Raw genomic sequence first — 25,348 nt, 5'->3', positions numbered from 1 at the left:
GGCCCTGCCGACGGCGCCGGTGGAGCCGCCGGCGGCAGGGTGCCGTCCACGCCCGCGGGCCGGTACGGGCCGGCGCCGGCGGTGCGCGTCCGGCCGCCGCCGCGGACGGTGAACGTCAGCGGGGTGACGGTGTACGGGGCGGTGGACGGTGTCCCGGCGGGCGGCCGGGGTCACCGCAGCGCGGGTTCGTCCAGCGTCAGCGTCCCGGCGTCCGCGTCCAGTTCGGCCGCCATCCCGAAGGGGACGGTGCGGGCGCCCTCGCAGTGCCCGAACCCGGCCTCCTCCACGACGGGGACGCCGAGCCCGCCGAGCCGGTCGGCGAACAGCGCCCGCACCTGCTCGTGGGGACTGCACCGCTCCCACGAGCCCAGCAGCACCCCGCGCACCCCGTCGAGCCGGCCCGCGCGCAGGAGTTGGGTGAGGGAGCGGTCGAGGCGGTAGGGCTCCTCCCCCACGTCCTCCAGGCAGAGCAGCCCGCCGCGGGCGCCGGGCCGGGCGTACGGGGTGCCGAGGTCGGCGGCGAGCAGGCTCAGGCAGCCGCCCAGGGTGACGCCCCGCGCCCGGCCGGGGACCAGGGCGTGGCCGGCGGCGAGGGTGCGGACCGTCTCCGGGGCGAACAGCGTGGCCCGCAGGTGGTCCTGCGCCCGCGCGTCCTTGAGGAAGTCCACGCCCGCCGCCATCGGCCCGTGCAGGGTGACCAGGCCCAGCCGGACCGCGAACGCCTCGTGCAGCGCGGTGATGTCGCTGAACCCGACGAACACCTTGGGCCCGGCGGCCCGCATCGCCTCCCAGTCGAGCAGGTCGGCGACGCGCTGCGCGCCGTACCCGCCCCGGGCGCAGAGCACCGCGTCGACGGACGGGTCGCACCAGGCGTTCTCCAGGTCGGCGGCGCGGTCGGCGTCCGCGCCCGCGAGGTAGGGGAACCGGGCGTGCCGGTCGAGGACGTGGGGTGCGACGACGGGGTCCAGGTCCCAGCCGCGCAGCACGTCGAGCCCGGCCTCCAGCCGCTCCGCGGGCACGGGCCCGCTGGGGGCGACGACGGCGACACGGGCGCCGGGGGCGAGCCGGGGCGGCCGCAGCAGCTGCTTCACCGGACGAGCTCCAGGGTGGGCACACCGGGCGGGTTGAGCCCGAAGACCTGCGCGTACAGGGAGAGTTCGGCCTCCAGGGCGCGCACCAGGGTCTCGGCCCGCCGGAAGCCGTGCCCCTCGCCCTCGAAGGCGAGGTAGGCGTGCGGCACGCCCCGGCCCGCCAGCCGGGCCAGGAACCGCTCGCACTGCACGGGCGGGCAGATCACGTCGTCCAGGCCCTGGAGCAGCAGGAAGGGCACGGTGAGGCGGTCGGCGTGCGCGGCGGGCGAGCGCTCCGCGTACCGCGCCGGGACCTCGGCGAGCGGCCCGATCAGGGTCTCCAGGTACTGCGACTCGAAGTCGTGGGTCTCCCCCGCGCCCCAGCCGGTGAGGTCGAGGACGGGGTACTTGATGGTGCCGCAGGCGTAGACGCCGGTCGTGGTGAGCGACGCGGCGGCGGTCCAGCCGCCCGCGCTGCCGCCGCGCACGGCGAGCCGGTCCGGGTCGGCGGTGCCCTCGGCGGCCAGCGCCTCGGCGACGGCCGCGCAGTCCTCGACGTCGACCACGCCCCACTGCTCGCGCAGCCGGTCGCGGTATTCCCGGCCGTATCCGGTGGAGCCGCCGTAGTTGACCTCGGCGACCCCGATGCCGCGCGAGGTGAAGTAGGCGATCTCCAGGTCGAGGACGAGCGGCGCCCGGCTGGTGGGCCCGCCGTGCGCCCGGATGACGTACGGCGGCGGCCGGTCGCCGGGCGCGACGCAGCCGGGGTGGTGCGGCGGGTAGACGTGCGCGTGGACCTCCCGGCCGTCCGGGGCGGTGAAGGTGCGGATCTGCGGCTCGGGGTAGTAGGCGGGGTCGACGGCGTCGTCGTGCTCGGCGCCGATCACCCGGGCTCTGCCGGTGCGGGTGTCGAGTTCGACCACCTCGTACGCGCTGCGCGGGCTGGCGCCGACGGCGACGACCCGTTCGCCGTGCGCCGCGAGCGTCGGGGTGAACTCGGTCCAGGGTCCGGCCGCGTCGACGACCTCGCCGGTCTCGGGGTCCAGTATCCCGAGGGCGGTCGTGCCCCGGCCGTGGACGACGGCGACCAGCCCGTTGTCCAGCGGGGCGAACCAGCGCGGGCCGACCGTCCACAGCGGCCCGCCGAACTCCTCCTCGCGGGGGCACAGGGGGTCGCCGTCGCGGTAGAGGTTCCACCAGCCCGTGCGGTCGCTGACGTACAGGAGCCGGCCGTCCGGCGCCCAGTCGGCCTGGGCGATGGACTCCCGCGGCCCGCCGGCCACCGTCCGCGCCCCGCGCAGGGTGCCGTCGCCGCCGACGTCGGCGACGACGAGTTCCGTGCCGTCCCAGGGCATGCGGGGGTGGTCCCAGCCGAGCCAGGCGGCGCGCCGCCCGTCGGGCGAGAGCCGCGGCCCGGTCACGAACCGGTGGTCGGCGCCGGTGAGTTCGCGTACGGCGGCCCGGTCCCGGGCGGCGGAGCCGTCCAGCGGTACGGCGGCCAGGACGCGGCGCACGTCGGTGGGCCCGTCGCCGGTGAACTCCTCCAGCACGCACCACACCTCGTCCCGCTCCGGCCGCAGCACGGGGTCGGCCCAGCGCAGCCCGCCGCCCACCGGGGAGACCGGGGTCAGCGGGCGCGGCTCGCCGCCCGGCTCGTACCGGTACAGCCGCTGGTCGGGGAAGTGCGCGAAGACGACGAGCGGGGCGCCGTCCCGCACGGTGCCGGCCCAGGGCTGTCCGCCGTACTCGACGACCCGGGTGCGCACGTCCCACGGCGGGGGCAGCACGGACTCCTCCGTGCCGTCGGCGCGGCGCCGCACCAGGGCGCGCCGGCCGCCCTCGGTGGGCCGGGGCGCGGTCCACCACACCTCCTCCCCGACGAAGCCCACGTACTCGGGGTGCCCGTCGTGCGCGGCGGCGAGGGCCGCGTCGATGGGCGAGGGCCACGAACCGTACGGCAGGGTCTGCACGTCTCCCCCCTTCCCTCAGGCCGTGCGCAGGAACCGGTCGAGGACGCGGACGCCGAAGTGCAGGGCGTCCACGGGCACGCGCTCGTCCACGCCGTGGAAGAGGGCGCCGTGGTCGAAGCCCTCGGGCAGCCTGAGCGGCGTGAAGCCGTAGCCGGTGATGCCGAGGCGCGAGAACTGCTTGGCGTCCGTGCCGCCGGACATGCAGAACGGCACGACGTGCCCCTCCGGCGCGAACTCCTCGACGGCGGCCCGCATCCGGGCGAACGTCGCCGACTCCACCGGCGCCTGGAGGGCCACCTCGCGGTGGTGGTACTCCCAGGCGACGTCGGGCCCGGTGAGTTCGTCGAGGGTGGCGCGGAACTCGTCCTCGGTGCCGGGCAGGTACCGGCCGTCCACGTACGCCACCGCCTCCCCGGGCACCACGTTGACCTTGTAACCGGCGTTCAGCATGGTCGGGTTGGCGCTGTTGCGGACGGTGGCCCCGACGAGCCGGGCGGCGGGGCCGAGCTCGTCCAGCAGCGCGTCCACGTCGGACAGGTCGGTGTCGATGCCGTGGAGGGCGGCGAGTTCGGTGAGGGCGGCGCGCACGGTCGGGGTGAGCCGCAGGGGCCACGCGTGCTCGCCGATCCGGGTGATCGCGGCCGCCAGTCGGGTCACGGCGTTCTCCCGGTTGACCTGGGAGCCGTGCCCGGCCCGGCCGCGCGCGGTGAGCCTGAGCCAGGCCGTGCCGCGCTCGCCCGCCGCGATCGGGTAGAGCTGCCGCCCGCCGGCGTGGACGGTGAAGGCGCCGGACTCGCTGACGCCCTCGGTGCAGCCCTCGAAGAGGCCGGCGTGCCGGTCGGCGAGGAATCCGGCGCCGTCCTCGGCGCTGGCCTCCTCGTCCGCGGTGAACGCGACGACGACGTCCCGGCGGGGTGCCAGGCCCAGCCGTCGCCAGGCCCGCACCACGGCGAGGATCATGGCGTCCATGTTCTTCATGTCGACCGCGCCGCGTCCCCAGACGACGCCGTCGCGGACCTCCCCGGAGAACGGGTGCACGCTCCAGTCCGCGGCCTCGGCGGGCACCACGTCCAGGTGGCCGTGGAGGAGCAGCGCGTCGGCCGAGGGGTCGCTGCCGGCGACGCGGGCGACGACGTTGGTCCGGCCCGGCGTGCGTTCCAGCAGCACCGGCTCCAGTCCGGCCTCGGCGAGCAGCCCGGCGGCGTACTCGGCGGCGGGCCGTTCCCGGCAGTCGCCGCCGCCCCGGTTGGTGGTGTCGATGCGGATGAGGTCGGAGGTGAACGTCACGACCTCCTGGAGCGCCCGCTCGTCCATGTCCTCAGCCATACTGCTCCTCCACCGCGGCCGAGACGACCGTCGTGACCGCCTTGAAGGTGCGGATCGCCTCGTACATGGTGGCGCTGCCGTAGGCCACCTTGCGTTCCCCGGCCCGGTCCACACCGGGCACGACGGTGGCGGACAGGGCCAGGTGCTCCGCGTCGAACTCGACGGCGACCGTGAACGGCCCCGCGTCCCGGGGCGGCTGCCGGACCGCCAGGGCCGCCGCCTCCCGGGCCGCCGCCCGGATGTCGGCGGCGGTCCTGGCCGGGGTCCGGCACACGGCCGCGTACCGGGAGACGTGGTCCTTGACCGCGACCTTCAGTGCCTCGGGCGCGTAGCCGAGGGCGTCCTCGCAGGCCACGTCGTCCCCGGTGACCAGGACGACCGGGACGCCGAACTCGGCGGCGACCCGCGCGTTGAGCAGCCCCTCGCTGGCCCGGTCGCCGTCCAGCCACACGCCGGTGATGGAGTTGGCGAGGTAGGTGTGCGCGAGGACGCCCTCCATGCCGGCGCCCGCGTGGTAGCCGACGAAGGCGACACCGTCGACGTCGCCGTGCTGCACGCCCTCCACCATGGACAGCGCCTTGTGCCGCCCCGTGAGCATCTGCACCCGCTCGTCCAGCCGCTCCAGCAGCAGGTTGCGCATCGTCCAGTGCGCCTCGTTGACCAGCACCTCGTCAGCGCCGCCGTCGAGGAAGCCGAGCGCGGCCGCGTTGACGTCCGAGGTGAACAGGGCGCGGCAGCGCTCCCACTGCGGCGTCCCCGGCAGCACGTCGGCCGGCCAGGTCACGCCGGTGGCCCCCTCCATGTCGGCGCTGATGAGGATCTTCATGGTCCGTCACGTTACGCGCCCGGGGGCCGGCCGGCCACGAGGCGGGCGGCGCCGTCCGGTGTGCCGTCACCGCACCAGGCAGGGCCGCTTGGGGTCGAACCGCCAGTCCTTCACGAGGTGGCGCATGCCCACGGCGTCGTCGCGGCCGGAGAGCCGCTTCTCCCGGTACAGCTCGTGCGCGGCCAGCAGGCGGTCCTCGTCCAGCCGTACGCCGAGTCCCGGGGTGTCGGGGACGGCGATCTCGCCGCCGGTGATGCGCGGCGGCTCGACGGTGAGGCGTTCCAGGCCCTCCTGCCAGATCCAGTGGGTGTCCAGCGCGTTGTACTCGCCGGGGACGGCGGCCCCGCAGTGGGCCATCATGGCCAGGGAGATGTCGAAGTGGTTGTTGGAGTGGCATCCCCAGGTGAGGCCCGTGTCGTGGCAGAGCTGGGCGACGCGCACCGAGCCGCGCAGGGTCCAGAAGTGCGGGTCGGCGAGCGGGATGTCGACCGACCGCAGGGCCAGGGCGTGGGTGAGCTGCCGCCAGTCGGTCGCGATCATGTTGGTGGCGGTGGGCAGCCCGGTGGCGCGGCGGAACTCCGCGAGGATCTCGCGGCCCGAGTAGCCGTCCTCGGCGCCGCAGGGGTCCTCGGCGTAGGCGAGGGTGCCGGTCAGCGGCCGGCACAGCTCGACGGCCTCCCGCAGGGACCAGGCCCCGTTGGGGTCGAGGGTGATCCGCGCCTCGGGGAAGCGTTCCTTCAGCGCCCGTACGGCCCGCACCTCCTGCGCGCCCGGCAGGACGCCGCCCTTGAGCTTGAAGTCACGGAAGCCGTAGCGCTCGTACGTCGCCTCGGCCTGGCGGACGATGGCCTCGGGGGTGAGCGCCTCCTCGTGCCGGATGCGGTGCCAGAGCACGTCGGCGCCGGGTTCCCGGACGTAGTCGAGACCGGTGCGGTCGGGGTCGCCGACGTAGAAGAGGTAGCCGAGGACCCGGACGGAGTCGCGCTGCCTGCCGTCGCCGAGCAGGTCGGCGACGGGCACCTCGAGGTGCTGGCCGAGCAGGTCCAGCAGGGCCGACTCGATCGCCGTGACGGCGTGCACGGTGGTGCGCAGGTCGAAGGTCTGCTCGCCCCGGCCGCCCCGGTCGCGGCCGCCGAACCTGTCCCCCACCGCGCGCAGGACGCGCTGGTACCCGGCCACGCGCGCGCCGACCACCAGGGGCTCGGCGTCGCGCAGCGTCCGGGTGATCGCCTCGCCGCCGGGCACCTCGCCCAGTCCGGTGCGGCCCTCGGAGTCCTCGACGACCAGGACGTTGCGGGTGAAGTACGGGGCGTGCGCTCCGGAGAGGTTGAGCAGCATGGCGTCGCGGCCTGCCACGGGATAGACGGAGAAGCGGGTGACGACGGGCTGGTTCATGACGGGTTTCCTCCGGGGGCCGTTCATGCGGTGAGGGTGTCCAGGACGCGTTCCATGACCAGGACGCCGCCCAGGCCGAGGACCGCGAGGACGGTCGTGTAGGTGGTCCGTGCCTTGATCGCGTCGAGGACGGAGAGGTTGAAGTACTCCTTGAACATCCAGAAGCCCGGGTCGTTGACGTGGGAGAAGGCGATCGAGCCGCAGGAGACGGCGAGCACCATGACCTCCGGGTGGACGCCGCTGCCCGCGAGGAGGGGCAGGACGACCCCGGACGCGGTGACCACGGCGACCGTCGCCGAGCCGAGGGCGACCCGCAGGACCGCCGCGACCAGCCAGGCGAGGACGATCGGCGAGACGTCCCAGGCACGGGTGACGTCCTCGATGTACCCGGAGATCCCGCCGTCGACGAGGACCTGCTTGAAGGCGCCGCCGGCGCCGATCACCAGCAGGATCATCGCCATCGCCTGCGCCGCTCCCCGGCACGACGCGGCGACGTCCGCCAGGCTCCTGCCGACGCGCGGGCCGAACGCCCACACGGAGACCAGCAGGGTCAGCAGCAGCGCGACCGGCGCCGACCCGAGGAAGGCGGCGAGGTGGGTGAGCGGGGTGTCCGCGGCGGTGGCCATGTCGGTGACGGCGGCCCCCGCGATCAGCACCACGGGCAGCAGGGCGACCGCCAGCGACCAGCCGGTGCCCGGCATCTCCTCGTCCTCGAAGACCCGGTCGCCGACCAGTCCCCGGGGCACGGAGGGGTTCATGGCCCGGACGAACGGCAGCCGCGGCCAGACCAGGGCGATGAGCGCGCCGAGGGGCACGGCGACGAACAGGCCGTAGAACAGGGTCCGTCCGGCCGAGGCGTCGAAGGCGGCGGCCACGGCGGTGGGGCCGGGGTGCGGGGGCAGGAAGCTGTGCATGGTGGACAGGGCGATGGACATCGGCAGTCCGACCCACAGCAGGTTCGCCCCGGTGACCCGGACCAGGGTGAAGGCGACCGGCACGATGATGACGAAGGCGACCTCGTAGAACATCGTGACGCCGATGAGCATGGCGGTCAGCACCATGGCCACCTGCACCCAGCGCGGGCCGCAGACGGCCAGCAGCCGGGTGGCGATGCGCTGGGCGGCGCCGGAGTCCCCCATGACCCGGCCGACCATGGCGCCGAGCCCGATGGTGAGCATGGTGTCCCCGATCTGCCCGCCGATGCCCTCCGAGAGGACGTCCGGTATCTCCTGCACCGGGATGCCCTGCACCAGGGCGACGCCGACGGCCACCAGGAGGAGGGCGACGAAGCCGTTCAGCCGGAGCTTCGTCATGAGCAGGAGCAGGACCAGCACGCTGATCCCGACGACGACAAGCGGCATGTGCCAGTTCCCCTTTGAACCCTGCGAGCGTCCACTCGGCCGGACGGCATCTCCATACGGAGATGCCGTCTACGTATAGAGACGGAGGCTAGGTATGTGGACGCGCCGGGGTCAATGGGTGCGCGGTGACGAATCGGTGGCGGGCGCACGCCCCGGGCGCGGGACGGCACCGGTCCGGTACCGGGTGGTGGCGTGCCCGTCAGGCCGCGCGGCCGGCCGCGTACCACCGCGACGGCAGCACGATCGGTACGACGGGGGACGGACCCGGTGACGACGACGGGAGCGTCACCACTCACCGGGACGGCCGGCCCCACCGCCCCCGGGAGGACGGGGCCGGCCGCGCCGACCGCCCGGCCGGGCGCGGGGCCCTGCCGGGCGGGCCGGGCGGGCCGGGCGCGAGACCAGGACGGCGGACGACCGCGAGGCCGGGACGACGGGCGGGCTCAAGGCTGGGACAGCGGCCGGGTACAAGGCCGGGACAGCGGCCGGGCGCAAGGCCGGGACGGCCGACGGGCGCGAGGCCCCGCGGAGGGGCCGCGTCACCGCGGGACGTCCGCCGCCGGTGGTGCACGGGGTCGCGGCGAGCGTCGGCACGGGAGCGCGCCGGCGTGCGGCCGGCGTGCGGCCGTGTCAGCCCTCGTGGCCGAGGTGCAGGTCGCGGTCGGTGCGTCCGCCTCCGGCCACCTGGAGCACGGTGGCGACCGGCGGGTACCCCGCGGCGATGACGGTGTACTCGCCGGAGGACAGGTCGGCGAACCGGAAGGCGCCGTCCGCGCCGGTGGTGAGGGTGTCGACGACGTTGCCCGCCGCGTCGAGCAGGGTCACGCGCGCGTCCTCCACCGTCCGCCCGCCGCCCGCCCGGACGGTGCCGCGCAGCACGGCGCCGCCGGTGAGCTCGATGTCCTGGCGGGTCTCCCGGGCGGCCCGGACGGTGACGGGCAGGGCGGCCGGGCGGTGGCCGGGCGCGCCGGCGGCGAGGGTGTACTCGCCGGCCACCAGCTCGGTGACGACGTAGCCGCCCTCCGGGTCGCTGCGCGTGGTGGCCACCACCTCGCCCTGCACGTCGGTGAGCGTGACGGTGGCGTTGGGCACGGGCGTGCCATCGGCGGTGACCACGGTGCCGGTCAGGTGCCCGGCGCCGCCGAGGACGATGTCCAGCTCCACGGGGTGGCCGCCGACCGTGACGGAGACCGCCTGCGGCTGGTGGCCGCCCGCCGCCGCGATCAGGACGTACGCCCCGGGACCCGGGGTGGCCAGCGCGTAGTGCCCGTCCTCCCCGCTCGCGCACCGTCCGGTCTGCCGCCCGGACGCGTCGACGAGGGTGAGCGCCGCGCGCGGCACGGCGGTCCCGTCGGGGTGGCGCACGGTGCCGCGGACCGGGGCGCCGGCGGCGTACGGCGCGCGGGCCTGCGGCAGCGGGGCCTCGGGCGGCGCGGTCTGCGTCCGGGGGCCGGCCGCGGGGTCGGGTGCCGTGCTGTTCGCCAGGGGGATTTCCTTGAGGAAGAGGGCGACGAGCAGGCCGACGCCGAGCACGGGCACCAGGTACAGGAAGATGCGCGGCATGGCGTCGGCGTACGCCTGGACGTAGCCCTCGCGCAGGGCCGGCGGCAGCGCGTGCACGAGCTGCGGGGTGACCGACTCCGGGTCGGGCAGCGCGGTGCCCGCGCGTGCGGGCAGGTGCTCGGCGAGGGCGCCGGCGAGCCGGTCGGCGAGCAGGGTGCCGAAGACGGCCGCGCCGACGCTGCCGCCGATCTGCCGGAAGTAGTTGTTGGCGCTGGTGGCGGTGCCGAGGTCGGCGGGGCGGACGGAGTTCTGCACGGCGAGGATCAGCACGGGCATGACCATGCCGATGCCGGCGCCGAGGACGGCCGTCCAGAGGCTGGAGTGCAGCCGGGGCGTGTCGGCGTCGAGCCGGGACAGCAGCCACATGCCGGCCGTGGAGAGCGCCCCGCCGAGGATCGGGTAGATCCGGTAGCGGCCGGTGATGCTGATGAGCTGTCCGACGACGACGGAGGCGCCGACGATGCCGCCCGTCATGGGCAGCATCAGCAGCCCGGACTCGGTGGCGCTGGCCCCCTCGACCATCTGCAGGTAGGTCGGCAGGTAGCCGGCGGCGCCGAACAGGGCCACGCCGGTCACGAGGCCCACCAGGCCGGTGACGTTGAAGACGGAGTCGCGGAACAGCCGCAGCGGGATGAGGGGTTCGGCGGCGCGGTGCTCGGCGAGGAGGAACAGCACGGTGGCGGCCGCCGCGCCCGCGCCGAGCCCGAGGACGACCCGCGAGTCCCACGCGTACTCGGTGCCGCCCCAACTGGTCAGCAGGACCAGGCAGGTGGAGGCCGCGACGAGCAGCAGGGCACCGAGGACGTCCAGGCGGGGCCGGGCGGCCGGCCTGGGCAGCTTCAGGGCGACGGTGACGACGGCGAGGGTGACCAGGCCGAAGGGCACGTTGACGTAGAAGCACCACCGCCAGGAGAGGTGGTCCGTGAAGTAGCCGCCGAGCAGGGGCCCGGCCACCGACGCGAGGCCGAAGGCGGCGCCGATCAGGCCCATGAAGCGGCCGCGCTGCCGCGCCGGCACGATGTCCGCGACGATCGTCTGGACGCCGATCAGGAGGCCGCCCGCGCCGACGCCCTGCAGGGCGCGGAACGCGATCAGCTGGTCCATGGTCTGCGCCCGGCCGGCGAGCGCGGAGCCGGCGACGAAGACCAGGACGGCGAACTGGAAGACGCCCTTGCGGCCGAGCAGGTCGCCGAGCTTGCCGTAGACCGGCAGGCCGACGGTGGAGGTGAGCAGGTAGGCGGTGATCGTCCAGGACATCCGGTCCGTGCCGTGCAGCTCGCCGGCGATCTCCGGGAGCGCGGTGGCGACGATCATCTGCTCCAGGGCGGCCAGGAGCAGCGCGAGCATGAGCGCGAGGAAGACCAGCCGGACCCTGCGCCGGCTCGGTCCGGCGGCGGCGGCCGGCGCCGGGGGCGGTCCGGCGGGCGACGTCGCCGCGGCCGGTCCGTCCTGCGCCAGAGTGATCCCGCCCACGTACCGCTCCCCTCGTCGCGCTGCCGCACGGTGTACGCGCACAACCGTGCACGAACCGACAACCACCGGCAGGCGCGACGAGTTACGGCGTGCGGCGCCGCCGCACGAGGATCACTCGAACCGGTGAGGGGCGCGCCACCCGCGCAACGCCCCCGGGACACCGGCCCCTTGGGGCTACTTCTCGACCTCGGCGGCGAGCTTGGCGAGCACCGCGTCGTAGATCCGGGCGAGGCCCTTGGGCGCGAAGGTCCGCTCGAAGAACCCGCCGATGCCTCCGGCGCCGTTCCACGTGGTGGTGACGACCACCCGGGCCCTGCCCTCGCCGGCCGGGGTGACCCGCCAGGTGGTGACCATGGAGGAGTTGCGGTCCTTCTCGACCAGTTCGCCGTCGGTAGGCTCGCTGACCTCCAGGAGGCAGTCGCGCACGCGCTTGCTGGTGGCCTGGAGCCTCCAGTGGACGAGGGTGCCCTCGCCGTCGCCGCCCTCGCGGACCTCGTACTCGCTGAACTGCTCGGGCAGCAGCTTCGCACGGGTGCCGCTGTAGTCGGCCAGGGCGTCGAACACCGTCTCCGCGTCCGCCGTGACGATCCGCTCCGTCGTGGCCTCGACCTGCGCCATCGGGTTCCTCCAGGACATGGGTTCTCGGGGTCGGGGCACAGCCAACCACCCCGGTCCCCGGGCTCCCAAATCGGGGTGCCGGAGCCGGTCGAAAACGCACGCGCACGATCAAGGGAACATGTGTTCTATTGTGAGGCCAGTGCTACCGAGGAGGCGTCATGCGCTGGGAGAACCTCACCGACGACCCCGGCCACCGGAGGGCGGGCGGGCCCGCGCTGTTCGACGCGGACTCGGTGGTCACACGGACGTTCGACACCCCGGAGTTCCGGGGGATCACGTTCCACGAGGTGCGGGCCCGCTCGATCGTCAACCGGGTGCCGGGCGCCTCGCGCCTGCCCTTCGAGTGGACGGTCAACCCCTACCGCGGCTGCACGCACGCGTGCGTGTACTGCTTCGCCCGCAAGACGCACGGCTACCTGGACCTCGACACAGGCCTCGGCTTCGACTCCCAGATCGTGGTCAAGGTGAACGCGCCCGAGCTGCTGCGCCGCCGGCTCGCCTCCCCGCGCTGGCCGGGCGAGCACATCGCCCTGGGCACGAACGCCGACTGCTACCAGCGGGCGGAGGGCCGGTACCGGCTGATGCCGGGCATCCTCGGCGCCCTGCGCGACCACGCGAACCCCTTCTCGATCCTGACCAAGGGGACGCTGATCCTGCGCGACCTGGAGCTGATCGGACAGGCCGCGGAGGTCACCGACGTCGGGATCTGCGTCTCGGTCGGCTTCACCGACACCGCGCTGTGGCGCACCGTCGAGCCGGGCGCGCCCGCGCCGGAGCGCCGCCTGGACGTCGTGCGGACCCTCACCGGGCACGGCATCGACTGCGCCGTGCTGATGGCCCCGGTGATCCCGTTCCTGAGCGACGACCCGGCCCGGCTGCGGGCCACCGTGCGGGAGATCGCCGCTTCCGGGGCGACGTCCGTGACCCCGCTGGCGCTGCACCTGCGGCCCGGCGCCCGCGAGTGGTTCATGGCCTGGCTCGGACGGCACCACCCGCACCTGGTGGGCCGGTACGAGCGGCTGTACGCGCAGGGCGCCTACGCGCCCACGTGGTACCAGCGCCGGATCACCCGTCAGGTGCACGACCTCGCCGAGGAGTACGGCATCGGCCCCCGGCGCGCGGGCCCGCCCCGGCGGACCGGGCGGCCGGAGCCGGCCCCGCCCGCACCGGCTCCCCGGCCCGCGACGGGCGAGCCGACCCAACTCTCGCTCCTTTAGGATCATTCGAGCGCATCCAGCGACCCGATCGGGTCAAGACCGGGCGGAATCCGTCGTTTCCGGGGTGTGTTCCGGGACGATGCGGCGAGAACCGCGAGCCTCGCGGTCCGCCGACCTCCGTCCCGGGAGGACCCATGAGACAACGCGCAGCCGTGCTGTGCGCCGCCGCCGTCGTGGCCGGCACCCTGACGGCCGTGCCCGCCGAGGCGCGCGCACCGCGCCCCGCGGACCCCGTGGCCGTCGCGCGGCCGGCCTGGACGAAGTGCGGCACCGACGAGCACCCGACGCTCCAGTGCGCGTCCTTGCGGGTGCCGCTGGACCACGCCAGGCCGGACGGGCGGCAGATCACGCTCGCCCTGTCCCGCGTCCCGCACACCGCCAGGACCTACCAGGGGCCGCTGGTGGTGAACCCCGGCGGTCCCGGCGGCAGCGGTCTGGCACTGGCGGGTTTCGTCGCCGCCGCGCTGCCCGCGAAGGTGGCCGCCCAGTACGACGTCATCGGCTTCGACCCGCGCGGGGTGGGGGCGAGCCGGCCCGCGCTGGACTGCCGGCCGGGCCACTTCGCCCCGGTGCGCCCGGACTCCGTGCCGGGCACGCCCGCCGTCGAGCGGGCCGGCCTGGCCCGCGCCCGGTCCTTCGCCGCCGCCTGCGGCCGGAAGTACGCGGACGTGCTGCCGTACATCGACACCGTCAGCTCCGCGCGCGACATGGACCTGATCCGGCGGGCGCTGGGCGCCGAACGGCTCAGCTACCTCGGCTACTCGTACGGCACCTACCTCGGCGCGGTCTACGCCGAGCTGCACCCGCAGCGGGTCCGGCGCCTGGTGCTGGACTCCGTCGTGGACCCGACCGAGGTGTGGTACGACGCCAACCTGCGCCAGGACGAGGCCTTCGACGACCGCCACCGCGCCTTCCTGGCGTGGGTCGCCCGGCACGACGGCACGTACCGGCTCGGCTCCGACCCGGAGGAGGTCGGGGCCGCGTGGTACGCGATGCGGGCCGCGCTCGCCGCGGAGCCGGCCGGCGGGACGGTGGGCGCCTCCGAACTGGAGGACACCTTCGCCCCCGGCGCCTACTACAACGGCCACTGGCCGCGCCTCGCGGAGGCGTTCGCGGCCTACGCCGACGGCGGGGACCCCGGTCCGCTGGTCCGGGCGTACGAGGACCTCGGCGCGGTCGACGCCTCCGGTGACAACGGCTACAGCGTCTACACCGCGGTGCAGTGCCGGGACGCCGCCTGGCCGCGGGACTGGCGGCAGTGGCGCAAGGACCACCGGGTGACGCACGAGAAGGCGCCGTTCATGACGTGGAACAACGCCTGGTACAACGCGCCGTGCGCGTTCTGGCCGGTGCCGTCCCGCACGCCGGTGGACGTCGCCGGCGACGAGCTGCCGCCGGCCCTGCTGTTCCAGGCGACGCACGACGCGGCCACCCCCTACGAGGGCGGTGTGACGCTGCATCACCTGCTGGCGCGCTCCGCGCTGGTGGTCGAGGAGGGCGGCGGCAACCACGGCGTCACGCTGAGCGGGAACGCCTGCCTGGACCGGCACCTGGCGGCCTACCTGGCGGACGGCACGGTGCCGCGCGGCGGCGGCACGGCCGACGCGGTGTGCCCGGCACTGCCCGGCCCGAAGCCGTCGGCGGCGCGGACGCCGGCGCGGTCCACGCCGGGCGCGACCCTGCACGGGATGCTCGGCTTCCGCCGCTGACCGCCTCGAAGCGCCCTCGGCGGGCGGGAGTTGCCGGGCCGTGGTCCACGGTGGACGCGTGAGCGAGCCGACCCGCGTCACCGCCCCCGAGGGCGTCGCCCCCGCCGCCCGGTGCACCCGCGTCGTCCTCGGCACCGGCCGTCTCGTCGCCGTCCCCGGGCAGCCGCCCCTCGACGAGGACGGCGGACTCGTCGGCGAGGGCGACCCGGCGGCCCGGGCCCGCCAGGCCTTCGAGAACCCGCGCCGCCGCCCGGCCGCCGCGGGCACCGGCTCCGACGGCGTCGTCGAACCGGCCTGCTCTGTCACGGACATGGGCCGCCTGCCCGCGCTCCGCGAGGCCCGCGCGGCCCGTCTCCCCGCCGGCCGCCTCCCGGCCGCCTCGGCGGTCCGGGTCGCCGCGCCGGTCCGCCCGGGGTCCCTGACGGAGATCGGGGCGCCGGCGGTGCTGTCCGCCCGACCGGACCGCGGACGAGGGGCGCGGCGGACCGCGCCGCCGGCTTCCGGACGGGCCGCCGCCGGTCCCGCTCACCCGTGCTCCGGGATCCGTCCCAGCGCCCGTACCGCCGCCTCCGCCAGGGCCGGGTGGGCCAGGGCCTCGGTGAGGACGGGTCTGGCGCGGGGGTCGGCCAGGGTGCCGAGGCCCTCCACGCAGGCGAGGGCGACCCGGCGGTACGGGTCGTGCGGGCGCAGGCGGCGGCGCAGCGTGGTGATCAGCGCGGGCACCGCCTCCGGGGCGCGCAGTTCGACCAGGAGCCGGACCGGGTGCAGGGCGTAGGCGACGCGCAGTTCGTTGGTGGCGAGGGCGGCGGCCGCGCGGGCGGTGCGCGGGTCGCCGAGGCGGGCGAGGGCGTGCGCGGCGGAGGCGCAGCGCGGCGGGTCGCGGTGGTTCAGCAGCAGCACCAGTGACTCGAAGGCGCGCCGGTCCCCCGCGACCCCGAGCCGGAACGCGGCCAGCTCCCGGGCCCACAGCGGCTGTCCGGGCTCGGTGAGCACCGCGGCCAGCGCGTCCGGGTCGTCGATCGCCACGAGTCGGTCGTAGGCCGCCGATCCGCCCGACTCGGCCCGTAAGCGCTCCGTGAGCGATCGCAACTCTTCGTCCATGACGGAGAGATTAGGGCGTCGCCGTGCGAGCGGGACGTACATCACAAAGACCGGGGGCTGGCGCGCTCGTTACCCGCCGGTTAAGCTCAGACGAGCGAGGTACCCCTTCGCATTCCTCTCGGCGGTCTGGTGACGCGGCCGCCGCGAGAGCAGTCGGTTCGGTACAGCAGGTACCGCAGGTACGACTCGGCCCCGGGACAGGGCCGGTCGGTTCCGCCGTCCTTCGGGCGTGTGCACGCCCTCCCCGCGCTCGGCCCCGGCCGCGCAGGGGGCCACGGACGGCACCGGGCGTGTGCGCTCGCGGCCCGGCCAACACCCGCACTCACTCCCACGCACCCGGTGCGCCCCTTCGGCGCACCGGGGCGCGCTTCCCGTCGTCACCCTCATTCCTGGAGTCCCGCGATGGCCGCTCCCCTCTCCGACACCTCCCTGTCCCCGCTCCGTACCGTCGCCGTCGTCGGCCTCGGCACCATGGGCACCGGCATCGCCGAGGTCCTGGCCAAGGCCGGCCGCGACGTGATCGGCATCGACATCAGCGAGGCCCAGGCCGTGCGGTGCGCCGCCGCCCTGGAGTCCTCCACCGCCCGCGCCGTCGAGCGCGGCCGCCTGACCGAGCAGGAACGCGCGGACGCCCTCGCCCGCGTCCGCACCTCCACCGACCTGCGCGCCGCGGCCGACGCCGACCTGGTCATCGAGGTGGCCCCGGAGTCGTACGAGGTCAAGCAGCAGATCTTCCGGGAGCTGGACGGCATCGTGCGCCCGGAGACGATCCTGGCGACCGGCACCAACGCCCTGTCCGTCACCCGGCTCGCCGCCGACTCGGCCCGCCCCGAACGCGTGCTGGGCCTGCACTTCTTCAACCCGGCCCCCGCGATGAAGCTGGTCGAGGTCGTCTCGTCCGTGCTGACCTCGCCGGCGGCCGTCGCGGCCGTCACCGACCTCGCCCTCGACCTCGGCAAGGAGCCCGTCGCGGTCGGCGACCGGCCCGGCTTCGTCGCCGACGGCCTGCTGTTCGGCTACCTCAACCAGGCGGCCGCGATGTACGAGGCGAAGTACGCCTCCCGCGAGGACATCGACGCCGCGATGCGGCTCGGCTGCGGCCTGCCCATGGGTCCGCTCGCCCTGCTCGACCTGATCGGCATCGACACCGCGCGCACCGTCCTGGACGCCATGTACGCCGAGTCCCGCGACCGGCTGCACGCCCCGGCGCCCATCCTCAAGCAGCTCAGCGAGGCGGGCCTGACGGGCCGCAAGGCGGGGCGCGGCTTCTACACCTACGAGGCGCCCGGCAGCGCCGCGGTGGTGGGGGACGCCCTGACGCCGCCGGAGGGCGGCGACCGGAGCCCCGGCCGCCCGGTCCGCTCGGTCGGTGTCGCGGGCTCGGGCACCATGGCCTCCGGCATCGCCGAGGTCTTCGCCAAGGCGGGCTACGACGTCGTGCTGGCCGCGCGCAGCGCGGAGAAGGCGCAGACCGCCAAGGCGCGGATCGGCAAGTCGCTGGCCCGCTCGGTCGACAAGGGCCGGCTGACCGCCGAGGCCGCGGCCCGGGCCCTGGACCGGATCACGCCGACCGGGACGTACGACGACTTCGCCGGCGTGGACCTGGCGGTCGAGGCCGTCGCCGAGGACCTGGAGGTCAAGCGGCAGCTGTTCGCGACGCTGGACAAGGTGTGCAAGCCGGGCGCGGTCCTGGCCACCACCACCTCGTCCCTCCCGGTCGTGGCCTGCGCCCGCGCCACCTCGCGCCCGCAGGACGTCATCGGCATGCACTTCTTCAACCCGGCGCCGGCGATGAAGCTGGTCGAGGTGGTCCGCACCGTCCTGACCGCCGACGACGTGCACGCCACGGTCCGCGAGGTCTGCGGCCGGATCCGCAAGCACGCGGTGGACTGCGGCGACCGGGCCGGTTTCATCGTCAACGCGCTGCTCTTCCCGTACCTGAACAACGCGGTCAAGATGGTGCAGGAGCACTACGCGTCGCTGGACGACATCGACGCGGCGATGAAGCTGGGCGGCGGCTACCCGATGGGACCGTTCGAGCTCCTGGACGTCGTCGGGCTCGACGTCTCGCTGGCCATCGAGAAGGTCCTGCACCGCGAGTTCCGCGACCCGGGGCTCGCCCCGGCGCCGCTCCTGGAGCACCTGGTGGCCGCGGGCTGCCTCGGCCGCAAGACCGGCCGCGGCTTCCGCGAATATGCCAAGCGCTGAGCGCCCCGGCGACCGGTTCCGCCCCGGCGAGGACTGGGGCGGACTGCTGGGCCCCGCCGGTCCTCCCCCGCCCGTCCAGGGCGGGGGACGGCCCGTGCATGCGCATCGAGCTGCGCGCATGCAGTACGTTCGGGTCATGTCCCAGCCCGCCAAGTCCTCACGTACACCAGCTACGACCGACGCTCCGGAGAGCGCCGCCGGCAGCCGCGCCGCCGCCCAGCGGCTCAAGATGCGCCGGGAACTGGCGGCCGCCGCGATGGAACTGTTCGCGACCAAGGGGTACGAGGCGACCACCGTCGACGAGATCGCGGCCGCGGCCGGGGTCGCGCGCCGCACCTTCTTCCGCCACTTCCGCTCCAAGGAAGAGGCCATCTTCCCGGACCACGACGACACCCTGATCCGCGCCGAGGCGGTGCTCAACGCCGCCCCCGCGCACGAGCACCCGCTCGACACGGTGTGCCGCGGCATCAAGGAAGTCATGAAGATGTACGCGGCCCGGCCGGAGATCTCGGTCGCCCGCTACAAGCTGACGCGCGAGGTGCCCACCCTGCGCGAGGCCGAGATCGCGTCGGTGGCCCGCTACGAGCGCCTGTTCACGCGCTACCTCCTCGGCCACTTCGACGAGCACGCCCACGACGACGACGCCAACGACGACCCGCTGCTGGCCGAGGTCGCCGCCTCCGCGGTGGTCACCGCCCACAACCACGTCCTGCGGCGCTGGCTGCGGGCCGGCGGCCAGGGCGACGTCGAGGCGCAGCTCGACCACGCCTTCGCGATCGTCCGCAAGACCTTCGGCACGGGCATCATGGCCGGCCGGACCGCGCCCCCGAAGCCGCCGGCGGTCTCGGCCGCCGCGCAGGGCGAGGTCCTGGTGACCGTGGCCCGCACCGACGCCCCCCTCGACGAGGTCATGCGGACCATCGAGCAGGCGCTCAAGGAGCGCTGAGCGTCCCTCCCCGCTGTGACGACGGCCACCCGCCCGGGTGGCCGTTTTGGCATGTCAGGGCCCGTTTTCGCACCCCGCGAAGGCCCCGTTCGATCGATCATCGCTCATTTGTTACGTAAAGATTTCATCTGAGAGCAAGTTCTGGCACTCAGTGCCTTGTCACCTGACACGCGGTGTCATACGTTGAAGGAGTCCGGGCGGCTGTCCCAGCGGACTCACCGTCCGCGCGCCCCGGACGCCTGCGTCACAGGCACCCTCCCGCGCCGACCAAGCGCTGCCGAAGCACCACCGCCGGACCGACGGCACACCCTCGACCCCCAGCAGCACCGACGTAACCCTCAGCACCCCTCCCTCAGGGTGCTCATCGCCGGAGGCAACACCGTGACCATGAAGGACATCCTGGCCGCGATCCAGTCGCCCGACTCCACCTCGGCCGACTTCGCCGCCCTGCAGATCCCCGAGTCGTACCGCGCGGTCACCGTGCACAAGGACGAGACGGAGATGTTCGCGGGCATGCCCACCCGTGACAAGGACCCCCGCAAGTCCCTGCACCTGGACGAGGTCCCGGTGCCCGAACTCGGCCCGGGCGAGGCCCTGGTGGCCGTCATGGCCTCCTCCGTCAACTACAACTCGGTGTGGACCTCGATCTTCGAGCCGCTGTCGACCTTCGGCTTCCTGGAGCGCTACGGCAAGCTCTCCCCGCTCACCAAGCGCCACGACCTGCCGTACCACGTCATCGGCTCCGACCTCGCGGGCGTCGTGCTGCGCACCGGCCCCGGCGTGAACGCCTGGCGGCCGGGCGACGAGGTCGTCGCCCACTGCCTGTCCGTCGAGCTGGAGTCCCCCGACGGCCACGACGACACCATGCTCGACCCCGAGCAGCGCATCTGGGGCTTCGAGACGAACTTCGGCGGCCTCGCCGAGATCGCCCTGGTGAAGACCAACCAGCTGATGCCGAAGCCCCGGCACCTCAGCTGGGAGGAGGCCGCGGCACCGGGCCTGGTCAACTCCACCGCCTACCGCCAGCTGGTCTCCCGCAACGGCGCGGCGATGAAGCAGGGCGACAACGTCCTCATCTGGGGCGCCAGCGGCGGTCTCGGCAGCTACGCCACCCAGTTCGCCCTCGCCGGCGGCGCCACCCCGGTCTGTGTCGTCTCCTCGCCGGAGAAGGCCGAGATCTGCCGGAAGATGGGCGCCGAGCTGGTCATCGACCGCAACGCCGAGGGCTACAGGTTCTGGAAGGACGAGCACACCCAGGACCCCAAGGAGTGGAAGCGCTTCGGCAAGCGCATCCGCGAGCTCACCGGCGGCGAGGACATCGACATCGTCTTCGAGCACCCCGGCCGCGAGACCTTCGGCGCCTCGGTCTTCGTCACCCGCAAGGGCGGCACCATCACCACCTGCGCCTCGACCTCGGGCTACATGCACGAGTACGACAACCGCTACCTGTGGATGTCGCTGAAGCGGATCATCGGCTCGCACTTCGCGAACTACCGCGAGGCCTACGAGGCCAACCGCCTCATCGCCAAGGGCAAGATCCACCCGACGCTCTCCAAGGTCTACGCCCTGGAGGACACCGGCCAGGCCGCCTACGACGTGCACCGCAACCTCCACCAGGGCAAGGTCGGCGTCCTGTGCCTCGCCCCCGAGGAGGGCCTGGGCGTGCGCGACGAGGAGATGCGCGCCCGGCACATCGACGCCATCAACCGCTTCCGCAACATCTGAGGACACCCGAGGTCATCGATGACTGAGCGTCAGACCTCCGCCACGCGGAGGGAGAAGGACCGGCCGTGGCTCATGCGCACGTACGCCGGTCACTCCACGGCCGAGGCGTCCAACGAGCTGTACCGGCGCAACCTCGCCAAGGGCCAGACGGGTCTGTCGGTCGCCTTCGACCTGCCGACCCAGACCGGCTACGACTCCGACCACGTCCTCGCCCGGGGCGAGGTCGGCCGGGTCGGGGTGCCCGTCGCCCACCTGGGCGACATGCGCCGGCTGTTCCAGGACATCCCCCTGGAGCAGATGAACACCTCGATGACGATCAACGCCACGGCCATGTGGCTGCTGGCGCTCTACCAGGTCGTGGCGGAGGAGCAGGGTGCGGACGTCACCAAGCTCCAGGGCACGACCCAGAACGACATCGTCAAGGAGTACCTGTCCCGGGGCACCCATGTGTTCCCGCCGGGGCCGTCGCTCCGCCTGACGACGGACATGATCGCGTACACGGTCTCCCACCTGCCGAAGTGGAACCCGATCAACATCTGCAGCTACCACCTGCAGGAGGCGGGCGCCACGCCGGTGCAGGAGATCGCGTACGCGATGTCCACCGCGATCGCCGTGCTGGACGCCGTGCGCGACTCCGGCCAGGTGCCGCAGGAGCGCATGGGCGACGTGGTCGGCCGGATCTCCTTCTTCGTCAACGCGGGCGTCCGCTTCGTCGAGGAGATGTGCAAGATGCGCGCCTTCGGCCGCATCTGGGACAAGGTCACCCGCGAGCGCTACGGCATCGAGAACCCCAAGCACCGCCGCTTCCGCTACGGCGTCCAGGTCAACTCCCTCGGCCTGACCGAGGCGCAGCCGGAGAACAACGTCCAGCGGATCGTGCTGGAGATGCTGGCCGTCACCCTCTCCAAGGACGCCCGCGCCCGCGCCGTGCAGCTGCCCGCCTGGAACGAGGCCCTGGGCCTGCCCCGGCCCTGGGACCAGCAGTGGTCGCTGCGCATCCAGCAGGTGCTGGCCTACGAGAGCGACCTGCTGGAGTACGAGGACATCTTCGAGGGCTCGAAGGTGATCGAGGCGAAGGTGGAGGAGCTGGTCGGGGCGGCGCTCGCCGAGATCGACCGCATCCAGGAGATGGGCGGCGCGATGGCCGCCGTCGAGTCCGGCTACCTCAAGTCGCAGCTGGTCGCCTCGCACGCCGAGCGCCGGGCCCGGATCGAGTCGGGCCAGGAGAAGATCGTCGGCGTCAACGTCTTCGAGTCGACCGAGCCGAACCCGCTGACGGCCGATCTGGACACCGCCATCCAGACGGTCGACCCGGCGGTCGAGGCGCGGGTGATCGCCTCGCTGCAGCACTGGCGCGACACCCGCTACCAGCCGCCCTTCAACCACCCGCGCCCGTGCAAGGCGCTGGAGAGGCTGAAGGAGGCCGCGCGCGGCACGGACAACCTCATGGAGGCCACCCTGGAGTGCGCCCGCGCCGGGGTCACGACCGGCGAGTGGGCCGGGGCCCTGCGCGAGGTGTTCGGCGAGTTCCGCGCCCCGACCGGCGTGTCGTCGGCGCCGGTGGCGATCCCCGCCGAGGAGGGCTCCCAGCTCGCCGAGGTGCGCCGCAAGGTGGAGGTGACCGCCCGCGACCTCGGGGTGGGCAAGCTGCGCTTCCTGGTCGGCAAGCCGGGCCTGGACGGCCACTCCAACGGCGCCGAGCAGATCGCGGTCCGGGCGCGCGACGCCGGCTTCGAGGTGGTCTACCAGGGCATCCGGCTCACCCCGGAGCAGATCGTGGACGCGGCCCTCGCCGAGGACGTGCACGCGGTCGGCCTGTCGATCCTCTCCGGTTCGCACGCCCAGCTGGTGCCGGACGTGCTGGAGCGGCTCCGTGTGGCCGGTGCCACAGATATACCGGTGATCGCAGGTGGCATCATCCCCAGCGGTGACGCCGAGCAGCTCAGGGCCGCGGGCGTGGCCGCGGTCTTCACCCCGAAGGACTTCGACATCACCGGCATCATCGGCCGCATCGTCGACGAGATCCGGAACGCGAACAAGCTCGACCCCCTGGAGGTCCCCGCATGACCGTCAACCGTCTGCGTCCCCGCCGCTCCTGTCTCGCGGTGCCGGGAAGCAACCCGCGCTTCCTGGAGAAGGCGCAGGGCCTCCCGGCGGACCAGGTCTTCCTCGACCTGGAGGACGCGTGCGCGCCGCTCGCCAAGCCCGAGGCGCGGCACACCGTCGTGAAGTTCCTCAACGAGGGGGACTGGACCGGCAAGACGCGCGTGGTCCGCGTCAACGACTGGACGACCGAGTGGACGTACCGCGACGTCGTGACGGTCGTCGAGGGCGCGGGCCCGAACCTGGACTGCATCATGCTGCCGAAGGTGCAGAACGCCCAGCAGGTCGTCGCCCTGGACCTGCTGCTGACCCAGATCGAGAAGACGATGGGCTTCGAGGTCGGCCGGATCGGCATCGAGGCGCAGATCGAGAACGCGCAGGGCCTGAACAACGTCAACGAGATCGCGCAGGCCTCCCCGCGCATCGAGACGATCATCTTCGGCCCGGCCGACTTCATGGCGTCGATCAACATGAAGTCGCTGGTCGTGGGCGAGCAGCCGCCCGGCTACCCGGCGGACGCCTACCACTACATCCTGATGAAGATCCTGATGGCGGCCCGGGCGAACGACCTCCAGGCGATCGACGGGCCTTACCTGCAGATCCGCAACGTGGACGGCTTCCGCGAGGTCGCCGGCCGCGCCGCCGCGCTCGGCTTCGACGGCAAGTGGGTGCTGCACCCCGGCCAGGTCGACGCCGCCAACGAGGTCTTCTCGCCCTCCCAGGAGGACTACGACCACGCCGAGCTCATCCTGGACGCGTACGACTACTACACCTCCGAGGCGGGCGGCAAGAAGGGCTCCGCGATGCTCGGCGACGAGATGATCGACGAGGCCAGCCGCAAGATGGCCCTGGTCGTCGCGGGCAAGGGCCGCGCCGCCGGCCTGCGGCGCACCAGCACGTTCGAGATCCCGGAGGCCTGAGCGCGATGCAGTTCGGACGCACCTACGAGGAGTTCGAGGTCGGCGCGGTCTACAAGCACTGGCCGGGCAAGACGGTCACGGAGTACGACGACCACCTCTTCTGCCTCCTCACCATGAACCACCACCCGCTCCACATGGACGCGCACTACGCGGAGCGGACGACGGACTTCGGCAAGAACGTCGTCGTCGGGAACTACGTCTACTCCCTGCTGCTCGGCATGTCCGTGCCGGACGTGTCCGGCAAGGCGATCGCCAACCTGGAGATCGAGTCGCTCAGGCACGTGGCGCCGACCTTCCACGGCGACACGATCTACGGCGAGACGACCGTGCTCGACAAGTGGCCGTCGAAGTCGAAGAACGACCGCGGCATCGTCCACGTCGAGACCAGGGGCTACAAGCAGGACGGCACGCTGGTGTGCGTGTTCCGCCGCAAGGTCATGGTGCCGACCGAGACGTACATCAAGGAGCGCGGCGGCGAGCAGCCGGGCCGCCCCGAGCCGAAGCAGCAGGAGAAGTAGCCATGGCGCGACTCGCCCAGACCGCCGGTCTGACCGACGTCCAGCAGGAGATCCTCGCCACCGTCCGCGACTTCGTGGACAAGGAGATCATCCCGGTCGCCACCGAGCTGGAGCACCGCGACGAGTACCCGCAAGCGATCGTCGACGGCCTGAGGGAGCTGGGCCTGTTCGGCCTGATGATCCCCGAGGAGTACGGGGGCCTGGGCGAGTCGCTGCTCACCTACGCCCTGTGCGTGGAGGAGATCGCCCGCGGCTGGATGTCGGTGTCCGGCATCATCAACACGCACTTCATCGTGGCGTACATGCTCAAGCAGCACGGCACGCAGGAGCAGAAGGACCACTTCCTGCCGCGGATGGCGGCCGGCGACATCCGGGGCGCCTTCTCGATGTCGGAGCCGGGCCTGGGCTCCGACGTGTCGGCGATCACGTCGAAGGCGGTCCGGGACGGCGACGAGTACGTCCTGAACGGCCAGAAGATGTGGCTCACGAACGGCGGAACGTCCTCCCTGGTGGCCGTTCTGGTGAAAAGTGACGAAGGTCACCCCGAGGGCACCGCGCCGCACAAGTCGATGACCACCTTCCTGGTCGAGAAGGAGCCCGGCTTCGGCGAGGTCCGCCCCGGCCTCACCATCCCCGGCAAGATCGACAAGATGGGCTACAAGGGCGTCGACACGACCGAGCTCATCATGGATGGCCTGCGGATTCCCGCCGACCGGGTGCTCGGCGGGGTCACCGGACGCGGCTTCTACCAGATGATGGACGGCGTCGAGGTCGGCCGTGTCAACGTGGCGGCGCGTGGCTGCGGCGTCGCTCAGCGTGCCTTCGAGCTCGGCGTCCGGTACGCGCAGCAGCGCCACACCTTCGGCAAGCCCATCGCCCAGCACCAGGCCGTCCAGTTCAAGCTGGCGGAGATGGCTACCAAGGTGGAGGCCGCGCATGCGATGATGGTCAACGCAGCACGCAAAAAGGACTCCGGGGAGCGAAACGACCTCGAAGCTGGGATGGCGAAGTATCTCGCCTCCGAGTACTGCAAGGAGGTCGTGGAGGACGCCTTCCGGATCCACGGCGGCTACGGCTTCTCCAAGGAGTACGAGATCGAGCGCCTCTACCGGGAGGCCCCGATGCTGCTGATCGGTGAAGGCACCGCCGAGATCCAGAAAATGATCATCGGCCGGAGGCTGCTCGAAGAGTATCGATTCCAGGGCTAGATGTCCGGATACGGGGTGTTTTCTTGGAGAACAAGATCACACCCCGTCAGCGCTCTTCAGCCGCCGACTCGGCTTCCTGGCTTACCCAGTT

The 25,348-nt window shown here is 73.4% G+C and carries 18 protein-coding genes and 1 pseudogene; 10 read left to right on the top strand and 9 right to left on the bottom strand.

The features are described from left to right. Window positions 1-170: 170 nt before the first annotated feature. The 8 genes from ACIF8T_RS28960 to ACIF8T_RS28925 all read right to left on the bottom strand — a co-directional run bounded on the left by ACIF8T_RS28960 (window position 171) and on the right by ACIF8T_RS28925 (window position 11,602). Window positions 171-1,091 (bottom strand): LD-carboxypeptidase, encoded by a 921-nt coding sequence (locus ACIF8T_RS28960; RefSeq protein ID WP_400039049.1) that lies wholly within the window; start codon window positions 1,089-1,091, stop codon window positions 171-173. Next, window positions 1,088-3,040 carry a prolyl oligopeptidase family serine peptidase gene (locus ACIF8T_RS28955; RefSeq protein WP_400039048.1) on the bottom strand — a complete coding sequence of 651 codons (1,953 nt, stop codon included), beginning with the start codon at window positions 3,038-3,040 and terminating at the stop codon, window positions 1,088-1,090. Before ACIF8T_RS28955 ends, ACIF8T_RS28960 begins: the two co-directional genes overlap by 4 nt. 15 nt (window positions 3,041-3,055) lie before the next feature. Beyond that, the gene (locus ACIF8T_RS28950) at window positions 3,056-4,366 is read right to left on the bottom strand and encodes a M20/M25/M40 family metallo-hydrolase (protein WP_400039047.1); all 1,311 of its coding nucleotides are present in this window, start codon (window positions 4,364-4,366) and stop codon (window positions 3,056-3,058) included. Next, the gene (locus tag ACIF8T_RS28945; protein ID WP_400039046.1) at window positions 4,359-5,192 is read right to left on the bottom strand and encodes a M55 family metallopeptidase; all 834 of its coding nucleotides are present in this window, start codon (window positions 5,190-5,192) and stop codon (window positions 4,359-4,361) included. Before ACIF8T_RS28945 ends, ACIF8T_RS28950 begins: the two co-directional genes overlap by 8 nt. Before the next feature lie 66 nt (window positions 5,193-5,258). Beyond that, window positions 5,259-6,587: an enolase C-terminal domain-like protein gene (locus ACIF8T_RS28940; protein ID WP_400039045.1), complete on the bottom strand. Its 1,329-nt coding sequence runs from the start codon at window positions 6,585-6,587 to the stop codon at window positions 5,259-5,261. 23 nt (window positions 6,588-6,610) lie between these two features. After that, entirely contained in the window at window positions 6,611-7,948 is a 1,338-nt protein-coding gene (locus tag ACIF8T_RS28935; protein ID WP_400039044.1) for a gluconate:H+ symporter, read from the bottom strand. 630 nt (window positions 7,949-8,578) lie between these two features. Then, window positions 8,579-10,984 (bottom strand): MFS transporter, encoded by a 2,406-nt coding sequence (locus tag ACIF8T_RS28930; RefSeq protein WP_400039043.1) that lies wholly within the window; start codon window positions 10,982-10,984, stop codon window positions 8,579-8,581. A gap of 174 nt (window positions 10,985-11,158) precedes the next feature. After that, window positions 11,159-11,602: an SRPBCC family protein gene (locus tag ACIF8T_RS28925; RefSeq protein WP_400039042.1), complete on the bottom strand. Its 444-nt coding sequence runs from the start codon at window positions 11,600-11,602 to the stop codon at window positions 11,159-11,161. 158 nt (window positions 11,603-11,760) lie between these two features. Here ACIF8T_RS28925 and ACIF8T_RS28920 point away from each other — a divergent pair, with 158 nt between their 5' ends. From ACIF8T_RS28920 to ACIF8T_RS28910, 3 genes and pseudogenes are all read left to right on the top strand, one after another. Beyond that, window positions 11,761-12,819, top strand: a complete 1,059-nt coding sequence (locus ACIF8T_RS28920) for an Rv2578c family radical SAM protein (protein WP_400039041.1) — start codon at window positions 11,761-11,763, stop codon at window positions 12,817-12,819. Between the two features lie 134 nt (window positions 12,820-12,953). Further along, window positions 12,954-14,528 (top strand): alpha/beta hydrolase, encoded by a 1,575-nt coding sequence (locus ACIF8T_RS28915; protein ID WP_400039040.1) that lies wholly within the window; start codon window positions 12,954-12,956, stop codon window positions 14,526-14,528. A gap of 40 nt (window positions 14,529-14,568) precedes the next feature. Beyond that, window positions 14,569-14,961: pseudogene (locus tag ACIF8T_RS28910) on the top strand (Rid family hydrolase); the annotation flags it as partial. Window positions 14,962-15,053: 92 nt separating this feature from the next. Here the strand turns inward: ACIF8T_RS28910 and ACIF8T_RS28905 are convergent. Next, the gene (locus tag ACIF8T_RS28905; RefSeq protein ID WP_400039039.1) at window positions 15,054-15,629 is read right to left on the bottom strand and encodes an adenylosuccinate lyase; all 576 of its coding nucleotides are present in this window, start codon (window positions 15,627-15,629) and stop codon (window positions 15,054-15,056) included. A 402-nt stretch (window positions 15,630-16,031) separates the two neighbouring features. Here ACIF8T_RS28905 and ACIF8T_RS28900 point away from each other — a divergent pair, with 402 nt between their 5' ends. From ACIF8T_RS28900 to ACIF8T_RS28870, 7 genes are all read left to right on the top strand, one after another. Continuing rightward, window positions 16,032-17,837 carry a 3-hydroxyacyl-CoA dehydrogenase family protein gene (locus tag ACIF8T_RS28900; protein WP_400039038.1) on the top strand — a complete coding sequence of 602 codons (1,806 nt, stop codon included), beginning with the start codon at window positions 16,032-16,034 and terminating at the stop codon, window positions 17,835-17,837. Window positions 17,838-17,973: 136 nt separating this feature from the next. Then, entirely contained in the window at window positions 17,974-18,783 is an 810-nt protein-coding gene (locus ACIF8T_RS28895) for a TetR family transcriptional regulator (protein WP_400039037.1), read from the top strand. Window positions 18,784-19,170: 387 nt separating this feature from the next. Further along, window positions 19,171-20,508 (top strand): crotonyl-CoA carboxylase/reductase, encoded by a 1,338-nt coding sequence (gene ccrA / locus ACIF8T_RS28890; protein ID WP_400039094.1) that lies wholly within the window; start codon window positions 19,171-19,173, stop codon window positions 20,506-20,508. 18 nt (window positions 20,509-20,526) lie between these two features. Next, window positions 20,527-22,575 carry a protein meaA gene (locus tag ACIF8T_RS28885; RefSeq protein ID WP_400039036.1) on the top strand — a complete coding sequence of 683 codons (2,049 nt, stop codon included), beginning with the start codon at window positions 20,527-20,529 and terminating at the stop codon, window positions 22,573-22,575. Then, window positions 22,572-23,531, top strand: coding sequence for an HpcH/HpaI aldolase/citrate lyase family protein (locus tag ACIF8T_RS28880; protein ID WP_400039035.1), 960 nt, complete (start codon window positions 22,572-22,574; stop codon window positions 23,529-23,531). Before ACIF8T_RS28885 ends, ACIF8T_RS28880 begins: the two co-directional genes overlap by 4 nt. Window positions 23,532-23,536: 5 nt before the next feature. Next, the gene (locus ACIF8T_RS28875) at window positions 23,537-24,049 is read left to right on the top strand and encodes a MaoC family dehydratase (RefSeq protein WP_400039034.1); all 513 of its coding nucleotides are present in this window, start codon (window positions 23,537-23,539) and stop codon (window positions 24,047-24,049) included. 2 nt (window positions 24,050-24,051) lie between these two features. After that, window positions 24,052-25,257: an acyl-CoA dehydrogenase family protein gene (locus ACIF8T_RS28870; RefSeq protein WP_400039033.1), complete on the top strand. Its 1,206-nt coding sequence runs from the start codon at window positions 24,052-24,054 to the stop codon at window positions 25,255-25,257. Window positions 25,258-25,348: the final 91 nt, after the last annotated feature.

Source organism: Streptomyces sp. NPDC085946 (assembly GCF_044540485.1).
In the GTDB taxonomy this organism is placed as follows: Bacteria; Actinomycetota; Actinomycetes; order Streptomycetales; family Streptomycetaceae; genus Streptomyces.
This window is presented reverse-complemented; position numbering and strand designations above follow the sequence as displayed.

What these genes read in the sequence shown, in the direction of transcription:
- ACIF8T_RS28940 (WP_400039045.1), bottom strand. Translation starts at nt 6,587, where the DNA reads ATGAACCAGCCCGTCGTCACCCGCTTCTCCGTCTATCCCGTGGCAGGC.
- ACIF8T_RS28870 (WP_400039033.1), top strand. Translation starts at nt 24,052, where the DNA reads ATGGCGCGACTCGCCCAGACCGCCGGTCTGACCGACGTCCAGCAGGAG.
- ACIF8T_RS28880 (WP_400039035.1), top strand. Translation starts at nt 22,572, where the DNA reads ATGACCGTCAACCGTCTGCGTCCCCGCCGCTCCTGTCTCGCGGTGCCG.
- ACIF8T_RS28945 (WP_400039046.1), bottom strand. Translation starts at nt 5,192, where the DNA reads ATGAAGATCCTCATCAGCGCCGACATGGAGGGGGCCACCGGCGTGACC.
- ACIF8T_RS28915 (WP_400039040.1), top strand. Translation starts at nt 12,954, where the DNA reads ATGAGACAACGCGCAGCCGTGCTGTGCGCCGCCGCCGTCGTGGCCGGC.
- ACIF8T_RS28900 (WP_400039038.1), top strand. Translation starts at nt 16,032, where the DNA reads ATGGCCGCTCCCCTCTCCGACACCTCCCTGTCCCCGCTCCGTACCGTC.
- ccrA (WP_400039094.1), top strand. Translation starts at nt 19,171, where the DNA reads ATGAAGGACATCCTGGCCGCGATCCAGTCGCCCGACTCCACCTCGGCC.
- ACIF8T_RS28920 (WP_400039041.1), top strand. Translation starts at nt 11,761, where the DNA reads ATGCGCTGGGAGAACCTCACCGACGACCCCGGCCACCGGAGGGCGGGC.
- ACIF8T_RS28875 (WP_400039034.1), top strand. Translation starts at nt 23,537, where the DNA reads ATGCAGTTCGGACGCACCTACGAGGAGTTCGAGGTCGGCGCGGTCTAC.
- ACIF8T_RS28885 (WP_400039036.1), top strand. Translation starts at nt 20,527, where the DNA reads ATGACTGAGCGTCAGACCTCCGCCACGCGGAGGGAGAAGGACCGGCCG.
- ACIF8T_RS28905 (WP_400039039.1), bottom strand. Translation starts at nt 15,629, where the DNA reads ATGGACGAAGAGTTGCGATCGCTCACGGAGCGCTTACGGGCCGAGTCG.
- ACIF8T_RS28935 (WP_400039044.1), bottom strand. Translation starts at nt 7,948, where the DNA reads ATGCCGCTTGTCGTCGTCGGGATCAGCGTGCTGGTCCTGCTCCTGCTC.
- ACIF8T_RS28895 (WP_400039037.1), top strand. Translation starts at nt 17,974, where the DNA reads ATGTCCCAGCCCGCCAAGTCCTCACGTACACCAGCTACGACCGACGCT.
- ACIF8T_RS28950 (WP_400039047.1), bottom strand. Translation starts at nt 4,366, where the DNA reads ATGGCTGAGGACATGGACGAGCGGGCGCTCCAGGAGGTCGTGACGTTC.
- ACIF8T_RS28925 (WP_400039042.1), bottom strand. Translation starts at nt 11,602, where the DNA reads ATGGCGCAGGTCGAGGCCACGACGGAGCGGATCGTCACGGCGGACGCG.